The sequence below is a fragment of the Spirillospora sp. NPDC046719 genome, assembly GCF_040645715.1.
GTDB lineage: Bacteria > Actinomycetota > Actinomycetes > Streptosporangiales > Streptosporangiaceae > Spirillospora.
Genome location: NZ_JBEYYT010000830.1, coordinates 1 through 1,957, shown reverse-complemented (window position 1 = coordinate 1,957; position 1,957 = coordinate 1). Strand labels below are relative to the sequence as shown.

General features: G+C 75.2%; 2 protein-coding genes. Both read left to right on the top strand.

Features of this window, described 5'->3' with window-relative positions; translation table 11 throughout:
• Positions 1-202: 202 nt before the first annotated feature.
• Positions 203-1,354: a mandelate racemase/muconate lactonizing enzyme family protein gene (locus ABZ914_RS50730; RefSeq protein ID WP_500201733.1), complete on the top strand. Its 1,152-nt coding sequence runs from the start codon at positions 203-205 to the stop codon at positions 1,352-1,354.
• Positions 1,351-1,957, top strand: a 607-nt coding sequence (locus tag ABZ914_RS50725) for a zinc-dependent alcohol dehydrogenase (RefSeq protein WP_500201732.1), incomplete at its 3' end; no start/stop codon positions are given. The genes ABZ914_RS50730 and ABZ914_RS50725, both read left to right, overlap by 4 nt.

Below are 1,957 nucleotides of genomic sequence, written 5' to 3'. Positions count from 1 at the left end.
GGAACGCGTCGACGACCCCGCGGGCGAGGGCGCCGGCCCGCCGGCGCGCCGCACCGTGGAACCGGAGCTCGTGGTGAGGGAGAGCACCGCCGTGCGGCCCGGCGGCCGCTGACCCCCGGGCGAGGGAGGGACCGGTTCCGCAGGGCGCGAATGTTAGCGCTAACACAAGCTAGTGCCAGGTTGATTCGAGAGGGGCGGCACGTTGCGCATCACCGAGATCGGCACCCATGTCCTGGGGACCCCGTGGCGGAATCTCACGTTCGTGACCGTCCGCACCGACGAGGGCCTCACCGGCGTCGGCGAGGCGCGGATGCTCGGCCACACCGACGCGCTGGTCGGCTACCTCGCCGAGGCGGAGCGCAGGCACATCGCCGGCAGCGACCCGTTCGACGTCGAGGACCTCGTCCACCGGATGAAGTACGGCGACTTCGGCCGCGCGGGCGAGATCGTCATGTCCGGCATCGCGTGCGTCGAGATGGCGTGCTGGGACATCATCGGCAAGGCCCTCGGCCAGCCGGTGTGGCGGCTGCTCGGCGGCAAGGTGCGCGACCGCGTCAAGGCCTACGCGAACGGCTGGTACACCGTCGACCGGACCCCCGAGGACTTCCACGCGGCGGCCAAGCGCGTCGTGGAGCGCGGGTACACGGCGCTGAAGCTCGACCCGTTCGGCGCGGGGCGGATGGAGCTGGACCACGCCGGGACGGTGCTGGCCATCGACCTGGTCGAGGCGGTGCGGGACGCGGTCGGCCCCGACGTCGAGCTGCTCATCGAGATGCACGGCCGGTTCTCCCCCGCCACCGCGATCCGGCTCGCCGGCCTGCTCGCCCGGTTCGACCCGGCCTGGCTGGAGGAGCCCGTCCCGCCGGAGAACCTCAAGGCGCTCGCCAAGGTGTCGGCGCACACCGGGCTGCCGATCGCGACCGGCGAGCGCGTCCACGACCGCATCGAGTTCCGCGAGCTGCTGGAGCTGCAGGCCGCCGACGTCCTGCAGCCCGACGTCGGGCACAGCGGCGGCATCGCCGAGGTCCGCAAGCTCGCCGCGACCGCCGAGACCTACTACGTGCAGGTCGCGCCGCACAACGTCGGCGGGCCGGTGCTGACCGCCGCGAGCCTCCAGCTCGGCGTCTGCACCCCCAACTTCAAGATCCTGGAGCACTTCAACGACTTCGCCGACGCCGCCGTCAAGGACGTCGCGAAGGGCGCCCCGCAGGTCGTCGACGGCCACTTCGCCCTGCCGGAGGCGCCCGGCCTCGGCGTCGAGCTGGACCTCGACGCGGTCGCCGCCTTCCCCCAGCAGCACGCCGACTTCGACCTGTACGCCGAAGACTGGCACTTCCGCGGGACGCGCCGTTGAGCCGCGCGGTGCTCGTGGAGGCGCCGGGCCGCTGGCGGATCGACGCCGGCGACCCGCCGGAGCCGGGCCGCGGCGAGGCCCGCGTCCGGATCGCCGCGGCCGGACTGTGCGGCAGCGACCGCGAGCTGTTCGACGGCGCGCGCCCCGAGGGCTTCTCCCGCTACCCCGTCGTCCCCGGGCACGAGTGGTCCGGCACGGTCGAGGCGGTCGGCCCCGACACCGACCCGTCGCTGGTCGGCGCGCCCGTCGTCGGCGAGGGGTTCCGCGGCTGCATGGCGTGCGGGCGCTGCCGCGAGGGCGCGCCGAACCTGTGCGCCGCCCGCTACGACGAGACGGGCTTCACCCGGCCCGGCGCGTTCGCCGACCACCTGCTGGTCCCGGCCCGGCTGCTGCACGTGCTGCCGCCCGGCGCGGACCTGCGCGCGGCGGCGCTGCTGGAGCCGGCCGCGGTCATCGCCGGGGCCGTCCGGCACGCGGCGCCGCGTCCCGGCGAGACGGTCGCGGTGGTGGGCGCCGGCACGCTCGGGATGCTCGCGCTGCAGTTCCTCGCCGCGTCGTCGCCGGCCCGCCTCGCCGCGCTCCACCCGCGGGTCGATCGCGACG